The organism is Moraxella bovoculi 237 (genome assembly GCF_000696305.2).
Taxonomy (GTDB): domain Bacteria; phylum Pseudomonadota; class Gammaproteobacteria; order Pseudomonadales; family Moraxellaceae; genus Moraxella; species Moraxella bovoculi.
Window position 1 is genome coordinate 74066 of sequence record NZ_AOMT01000013.1, and the last position, 8023, is coordinate 82088.

At 48.6% G+C, this 8023-nt stretch carries 8 protein-coding genes; 3 read left to right on the forward strand and 5 right to left on the reverse strand.

Annotated elements, in window-relative coordinates; genetic code table 11:
- Window positions 1-9: 9 nt before the first annotated feature.
- The 5 genes from dnaK to MBO_RS03815 all read right to left on the reverse strand — a co-directional run bounded on the left by dnaK (window position 10) and on the right by MBO_RS03815 (window position 5455).
- Complete coding sequence (gene dnaK / locus MBO_RS03795; protein ID WP_036363885.1) at window positions 10-1923, reverse strand: molecular chaperone DnaK; 1914 nt, start codon at window positions 1921-1923, stop codon at window positions 10-12.
- A 281-nt stretch (window positions 1924-2204) separates the two neighbouring features.
- Window positions 2205-2726 (reverse strand): nucleotide exchange factor GrpE, encoded by a 522-nt coding sequence (grpE, locus tag MBO_RS03800; RefSeq protein WP_036363889.1) that lies wholly within the window; start codon window positions 2724-2726, stop codon window positions 2205-2207.
- 116 nt (window positions 2727-2842) lie between these two features.
- Window positions 2843-3640, reverse strand: coding sequence for a uroporphyrinogen-III synthase (locus MBO_RS03805; RefSeq protein WP_052585289.1), 798 nt, complete (start codon window positions 3638-3640; stop codon window positions 2843-2845).
- Complete coding sequence (gene hemC, locus MBO_RS03810; RefSeq protein WP_036363893.1) at window positions 3633-4604, reverse strand: hydroxymethylbilane synthase; 972 nt, start codon at window positions 4602-4604, stop codon at window positions 3633-3635. The genes MBO_RS03805 and hemC overlap by 8 nt, the downstream gene beginning before the upstream one ends.
- A 44-nt stretch (window positions 4605-4648) precedes the next feature.
- A complete protein-coding gene (locus MBO_RS03815) occupies window positions 4649-5455 on the reverse strand; it encodes a LytR/AlgR family response regulator transcription factor (RefSeq protein WP_052585290.1) in 807 nt (268 codons plus the stop codon).
- Between the two features lie 108 nt (window positions 5456-5563).
- Here MBO_RS03815 and argH point away from each other — a divergent pair, with 108 nt between their 5' ends.
- The 3 genes from argH to MBO_RS03830 all read left to right on the forward strand — a co-directional run bounded on the left by argH (window position 5564) and on the right by MBO_RS03830 (window position 7941).
- A complete protein-coding gene (gene argH / locus MBO_RS03820; protein ID WP_173944416.1) occupies window positions 5564-6931 on the forward strand; it encodes an argininosuccinate lyase in 1368 nt (455 codons plus the stop codon).
- Between the two features lie 243 nt (window positions 6932-7174).
- A complete protein-coding gene (locus tag MBO_RS03825) occupies window positions 7175-7468 on the forward strand; it encodes an oxidative damage protection protein (RefSeq protein ID WP_036363899.1) in 294 nt (97 codons plus the stop codon).
- Window positions 7468-7941 (forward strand): acyl-CoA thioesterase, encoded by a 474-nt coding sequence (locus tag MBO_RS03830; RefSeq protein WP_036363902.1) that lies wholly within the window; start codon window positions 7468-7470, stop codon window positions 7939-7941. The genes MBO_RS03825 and MBO_RS03830 overlap by 1 nt, the downstream gene beginning before the upstream one ends.
- Window positions 7942-8023 lie beyond the last annotated feature (82 nt).

Here is an 8023-nt window from a genome sequence, read left to right on the forward strand (position 1 = left end):
AATCAAAGATTATTTATCATCTTTAACTTCGGTAAACTCAGCATCTACCACGCCGTCATCGGCAGGTTTGGCTTGCTGTGCTTGACCTGCGTCCGCACCTGCACCTTGGTCAGTGCTATAAATCTTCGTACCGATTGGCAAGAATGCGTTGTCAAGGGCTTCTAGCTTGGCTTTGATTGCGTCCACGTCATCTTCTTTGGTCGCAAGTTCTAGCTCGCTGATAGCCGTTTCTACCGCTTGTTTTTCTTCATCGGTCGCTTTATCGCCATTTTCTTTTAGGGCTTTTTGTACCCCTGCGATACGCCCGTCCGCTTCGTTGCGCACGCCCGCAAGCTCGGCAAACTTCTTATCCGCTTCGGCATTGGCTTCGGCATCACGCACCATTTGTTCAATCTCTTCGTCCGTCAAACCGCTGTCGGCTTTGATTTGGATAGATTGTGATTTGCCTGTGCCTTTGTCTTTAGCAGAGATGTTCATGATACCATCAGCGTTGATGTCAAAGGTAACTTCAATCTGTGGCACGCCACGGGGTGCAGGCGGAATGTCAGTCAAATCAAAGTTGCCCAAAAGTTTGTTTTGGCTCGCCACTTTACGCTCGCCTTGATACACCTGAATGCTTACGGCAGGCTGGTTGTCGGCAGCGGTTGAGAACACTTGTGATTTTTTGGTGGGAATCATCGTGTTCTTCTCAATGATTGCCGTCATCACGCCACCCATGGTCTCAATGCCTAGCGTTAGCGGAGTTACATCAAGTAGCAAGACATCTTTTTTGTCGCCAGAGAGTACCGCCCCTTGAATCGCCGCACCGATTGCCACCGCTTCATCAGGGTTCACGTCTTTTCTTGGCTCTTTACCGAAGAACTCTTGTACTTTTTGCTGGACAAGTGGCATACGGCTTTGACCACCCACCAAAATCACGTCATCAATGTCGCTGGCAGATAGACCAGCATCTTCTAGGGCGATTTTACATGGGGCAATCGTGCGAGCCACCAACTCTTCGGTCAAGGCTTCTAGTTTGGCACGGCTGACTGTTACTACCAAGTGCTTAGGACCTGTGGCATCTGCGGTGATGTACGGCAAGTTCACTTCGGTAGACGTTGAGCTTGACAGTTCAATTTTGGCTTTTTCGGCAGCTTCTTTTAGGCGTTGCATGGCTAGCGGGTCGCCTTTTAGGTTGACGTTTTGCTCTTTTTTGAACTCGTCCACAAGGTAGTCAATCAAAGCAATGTCAAAGTCTTCACCACCTAGGAAAGTATCGCCGTTGGTAGACAGCACCTCAAACTGCTGTTCGCCGTCCACGTCCGCAATCTCAATGATAGACACGTCAAAGGTACCACCACCCAAGTCATACACAGCAATGGTGCGGTCGCCTTCTTTTTTGTCAAGACCAAAAGCAAGGGCGGCAGCGGTTGGCTCGTTGATGATGCGCTTAACATCAAGCCCTGCGATACGTCCTGCGTCTTTTGTGGCTTGACGCTGGGCATCGTTAAAATAAGCAGGCACGGTAACAACCGCTTCGGTTACGGTTTCGCCAAGATAATCTTCGGCGGTTTTTTTCATTTTTTTCAAAACTTCGGCAGAGATTTGTGGCGGTGCTTGTTTCTTGCCGTTCACTTCTACCCACGCATCGCCATTGTCGGCTTTGACGATTTTGTAAGGCACAAGACCGATGTCTTTTTGAACCGCTTGTTCGTCATAACGGCGACCGATAAGACGTTTTACGGCAAATAAGGTGTTTTGTGGGTTGGTAACTGCTTGGCGTTTGGCAGATTGACCGACTAGGGTCTCGCCGTCTTTGAATGCCACGATAGAAGGCGTGGTTCTCGCCCCTTCGGCATTTTCAATGACTTTGACGTTGCCATTTTCTAGTACCGCCACACAAGAGTTGGTTGTACCTAAGTCAATACCGATAACTTTACCCATAATTTTTCTCCGATTTGTTCAGTTAATTTTTGACAAATTTGCAAAACAGTTTTGTCAAACTTGGTGTGTTATATTTGTGTCAAATTTGTATTTTCAAGAGAAAATTTGACAAATTTTTAAAAAATTTTTTATAAAAAATTTTGTTTTAAGCCATTGAAATTTAAAACAAAATCCATAAGCTATCATAAAAATTTCGCCCATGTGTTTTTATGCTTATCCAACTTGAGGTAAGTTGTAATCCACCCAAGTTTTAAGCATAAATCAAACTTTCAAGGACGGTATTAAGCTCCCACCAGCACCATTGCAGGACGAATGGAGCGTTCATTTAGCGTGTAGCCTTTTTGCAGTACTTGTCCAATGGTGTCTTTGTCCGCATCAGGGAAAATACCCACCGCTTCGTGCAAATCAGGGTTGAAACTCTCGCCAACTTCTCCGACTGCTATCACGCCATTGCGTTCTAGCACACTAAGCAGAGATTTATGGGTTAGGCGCAAGCCTTCAAGAACGCTCTCATCCGTTCCTGATTTTTCGCTGGCTTCTAGACCGCGCTCTAAGTTATCCACCACGTCCAGTAGCTCTTTGGCGAACTTTTGTAGAGCGAATTTTTTGGCTTTGTCGGTTTCTTGCTCCATACGGCGTTGAGCGTTGTAGGACTCGGCATTGGCACGAGCTGCTGCGTCTTTGGCCTCTTTGACTTGGGCTTCTAATTCGGCAATTTTGGCGGTCAATTCGCAAGTTTCGCCTGCGACCTGCTCGGTGGCTGTGGTCTCTTCGTTGGTGATGTCTTGAGTTTGTTCGGTCATGGTTGTCCTGCCTGTGAAAAGATATAACAATAAAATCCTTATCTTGATAAAGGCTTTTGGGTGTTTTTCAAGGGGCGTGGGAAAAATTTGCCAAAAATTGGTGAATATTTAGCAGTTTAGCAGTCTAGGAGGTCTTGAGATAGGCGTGTGATGATGGCGCTGACGTGGTCGGCGTCGAGATTATCAATCAGATATACCTGTGCGGCGGGGTGCGCGGTCTTGACGATATCAAACAAACGCTCGCCTAGGGTGAGATAGTGCAGCTGTGGGGCGTGTGGGTTGTTGAGGCTTTGCCAATGTTCGAACGCCATCTGACTGGCGATGAGCATAAATACAGGTGTGCGCATTGCCATCGCATCATCGATGAGTGGTGCGATGGCATGATGAATGTTAATCAGGTCATGTGGGACGGTGCGTTCGTACCATTCGATGGCATCTATCTGCACGCCGCGGCCGATTAGGTCATCATGCAGTAGCCTGCGCCCACCTACACCGCGCCAGACCATGACCTGATCGCCTGATGTTAGGCGCTGGATGATATCAAGTGCCAACATGCCTTCGTTATTGGCGGTGGCAGGCAGAACCACCGTAAAGCCAAAATTTATCAAGGCTCTGGCGGTCGCACTTCCCACGGCGACAATAGTGCATTCTGATAGAGCTGTCAGTTCTTGAGCGGTATTATAGCCTTGATTGCTTAGATAACGAATGGCGCGTTTGGCGGACTCTGCACTGGTGACGATCAGGACTTTATACGGGTTGGTGTGACAAAATCTGCCCATCATCGCCTGCTCGCTTGCCGTCAGTGATAAATCATTGATGGCAAGCAAGGGCAGATTTGCCACACGCACGCTCAAGCGATTGAGTGCATCACTTCGGTGCGTGGGGCGGGTATTGATGAACAGAGTGTCAGCCATTGTTTTGATAGACTTCTTTTAGAATCTGATCAGCGCCTTGGGATAGTAGGTCTTGGGCGATTTGTTTACCTAGGTTCTCGGCATTTTGTTCATCATCTGCGGTGTGTGTTAAGGTGATGGTGTTTTGAGATTTTAGTAGTGTCTTGCCATCGATGCTGCCCACTCGGCCGCGAAGGCTGAGCGTGTCGCCATCGATGGTGGCAAAGCCTGCGATCGGCACTTGGCAGCCGCCTTCTAGCGTCTTGTTCATCGCACGTTCTGCGATCACACACAGACGTGTGGCTAGGTGATTTAGCGGTGCTAATAACTGTAAAATCGTCTCGTCATCCGCTCGGCACTCGATCGCCAATGCCCCTTGACCCACCGCAGGCAGACTAAGCTCATCATCGAGCTCATGACGGATACGCTCACCCAAGCCTAGGCGCTCTAGTCCGCTGGTTGCCAGAATGATGGCATCATATTCGCCAGCATCGAGTTTTGATAGGCGGGTGCCGACATTACCGCGCAGGGATTTGATGATCAGGTTTCCCTTGGTGTGAGCGATTTGGCATTCGCGGCGTAGGCTTGATGTGCCTAGGACTGCGCCATCAGGCAGCTCATCTAGGCTGGCATAGCGATTCGATACGAAGGCGTCTGTCGGCGCGTGGCGCTCTAGATAGGCGCCTAGTGTCAGCCCTTCTGGCAGAACCATCGGCACGTCTTTTAGGGAGTGCACAGCAATGTCAGCGCGTTTTTCATATAGGGCGTTTTCGAGTTCTTTGACGAAGAGACCCTTACCGCCGATCTTGGCAAGAGGGGTGTCTAGGATTTTATCGCCTTTGGTAACCATCTCAAGCAGCTCGACTTTCATCGTAGGATACAGCTTCTCAAGCGTATCTTTGACAAAATTCGCCTGCCATAGCGCAAGCGGGCTTTGACGTGTGGCGATGGTTAGGGTGGCAGGGATGTTAAGTGCAGTTGTCATGATTTTTCATTTTTCCGTAGGGTTGTTTGATTGGTTATATTTAATCACATTAATGAGCTTTGGGCAAATGCTGACCTATTTTGGTTATCTTGGCTGCTTTTTAACTTATCACGCAGGGCTGGCAGGCAGCGCCGTGAGATGTCAAGTGATTCGCTGACACCGTATAAATGCAGCTGATGACCGTCATCGCTCGTGATGGCGCGGATGTGCGCCATGCCTACTAAGGTGTGGCGATGGATGCGCACCAGCTTGGCGGGGTGTAGAGACTCTAGGGATTTTAGGGTGTCGTCGGTGAATGTGGTGCCGTGGCGATGGCGAATCTTGGTGTATTTTTGTTCCGCTTGGCAATAAAAAATATCATCAATAAAAATCCGCTCATCGCCGCGATGGCTGCGTATCATGACGTACTCGTGCGACTGGCGCTGCGCTAGGGTTGGCTGGGTGCAGCACTCGATGATGTCTGACATGCAGGGGAATTTGTTATCGCCATACGCGTGAACGCCCTGCACGCCAAGCGATGCGATGTCCATGGGCAGGTTGTCATTTTGGCTAAACAGCACAATGGCAGGGCGCAGCTTTCTATGATAGTGCTCGATGAATCTGTGAACAAAGAACGTGATGGGTGCTGTAGAGACATCAATAATGATGATGGCAGGCTGGTTTAGCTTGCATGATGTGATGGTGTCTGTGAGCGTGCCAGCATGAATCAGCGTGTGTGAGCTATTGTCATCCGATAGGGATCGCCGAACGTGGTCTATCAGCGCGCGATGATTGCTAAATAATAAAATCTGCATGGCCAAACTTGCGAATAATTTACGAGCATCATAGCATTTTTGTGATAATTTTCCCATCTTTGGCGCAGTTTTGGAGGTGGGCTGTGTTATAATTCATGAGATTTTAGACTGAATATAGGTGTTATGATGACCAATAATACACACAATGATCAAGCCACCGCCCAAATGTGGGGCGGACGTTTTAGCGAAGCCACCGACCGTTTTGTTGCCGAATTTACCGCCTCTGTCAATTTTGACAAACGCATGGCAAATCAAGACATACAAGGCTCTATCGCCCACGCCACCATGCTTGGGCAGTGCGGTATCATCACCGCCGATGAAAGCCGTCAAATCGTGGACGGACTGACCCAAATCAAAGGCGAGATTGAGCGTGGCGAATTTGAATGGCGTGTGGAGCTAGAAGACGTTCATATGAACATTGAGAGTCGCTTGACCGCCTTGATTGGCGATGTCGGCAAAAAACTGCACACAGGGCGTAGCCGTAACGACCAAGTGGCAACCGACATTCGCCTGTACCTAAGAGATGAGACCGACAAAATCATCGCCTTAATTGGCAAATTACAAAACGGTCTACTTGATTTGGCAAGCAAACACACCACGACCATCATGCCCGGCTTTACGCATTTGCAGACCGCCCAGCCTGTGAGTTTTTCTCATCATGTTATGGCGTGGTTTGAGATGCTTTGCCGTGATAGCGAGCGTTTTGCCCAGACTCACACTCGCATTAATCAAATGCCACTAGGCTCGGCAGCCTTGGCAGGGACGACTTACCCTATTGACCGCACAATCACCGCTCGCCTGCTTGGTTTTGACGGCATTTGTGAGAACTCGCTCGATGCGGTGTCTGACCGTGATTTTGCCATTGAATTTACCGCCAACGCCAGCATTTTGATGATGCACCTATCTCGCATGAGTGAAGAGCTGATTTTGTGGATGTCGGCACAGTTTGGTTTTATCCATATCCCTGACCGCTTTTGTACAGGGTCGTCCATCATGCCCCAAAAGAAAAATCCTGACGTGCCAGAGCTTGTGCGTGGTAAGACCGCTCGTGTGTTCGGACAGCTCACAACCCTGCTCACACTTATGAAAAATCAGCCCTTAGCGTACAATAAGGACAACCAAGAAGACAAAGAGCCCTTGTTTGACTGCGTGGATACGCTGACAGGCTCGCTCATCGCCTTTGCTGATATGCTCCCAAACATCACGCCAAATGCCCAAAATATGCGTACCGCCACAATGAAAGGTTATGCCACAGCGACTGATTTGGCGGATTATCTCGTCAAAAAGGGCTTGCCGTTTCGTGATGCTCATGAAGTGGTTGGGAGTGCGGTGGCACTTGGTGTATCAAAAGGCGTGGATTTGAGTGAGCTTAGCCTTGATGAGTTAAAGGCGTTTAGTCCGCTCATCGGCGATGATGTCTTTGACTGCCTAACCCTAGAAGGCTCGCTAAATGCTCGTAATCATATCGGGGGTACTGCCCCAGAGCAGGTGGTAAAAGCGATTGAGCGCGGGCGTGGTCGGGTTAAAGGCTGATTAAAAAGTGATTGATAAAACCCAATGTGTTAAGCGTTGGGTTTTTGTTTGGGCGAAATGTCTGATAGATTATTGGTGGTAGATGTGCAGGATGGCTAGATTTTGACACTAAGTTTTTACCGTGTTAATTACGGTAGCTCTTGCCATCGCATCTAAATCTTTATAAACTAAAAAACTCATCATTGATAACACCAAATCCATCCCCACATTTGTTATAATACCTTTTTATCATTTGGAAGCACCATGGAAATCTTTAACCCTAAAGCCAATCTTGTGATGTGCCGTAAATACAAACAAGAATTACCCAAACTACCCAATCCACCTTTTCCTAATGCCAAAGGGCAGGAGATTCAAGACACCGTCTCTGCTAAGGCATGGGGCGAGTGGCTAGAACTACAAACCATGCTCATCAACGAAAAGCACCTGAGTATGGTGGATAAAGAAGCCAAAAAATTCATCGCTGAACAGCGTGAGTTATTTCTAGATAATGGCGATTACGAACGCCCCGCAGGCTATAAACCAAAGGCGGATGCCTAATGCTTAGTGTGACTGGCGTGTATGAGCCGATATTGGTGGGCAACGATCGCCCTGATGTGTTGGCGGAGTATCCTAGCGTCCATGTTCAGCCTGTGGCGTGGGGCGAGATGGATGGCTTTCATCACCTAAATAACGTGGTATTCTACCGTTATACTGAGTCAGCGCGCATCAGCTATTTGCGTGCGTCCGGGCTGGTAAAGACGCGTACTGATATCTCGACCATCTTGGCGGCGAGCAGCTGTCAGTACAAATGCCCCGTCACTTATCCAGACACATTGCTGGTCGGTGTGCGCATTAAGAACTTGGGCACGACAAGCGTGGTGTTCGAACATGCTTATTATAGCACCGCCCAAGACACCATCGTAGCGACAGCCGAGGCGGTGATGGTGCGCGCTGATGAACATGGCGCAAAGCAAGCGTGGACGGACAGTGAGCGAGCAGCCTTTGCTAAGTTTGAAGGTCGCGAGCTTTAAGCTTAAATAATGCAATCAATAAAAAAACCTCGAAATTACTATCGTAGGTTTTTTAGTTGTTCCTAGACATCACTTAGACAAT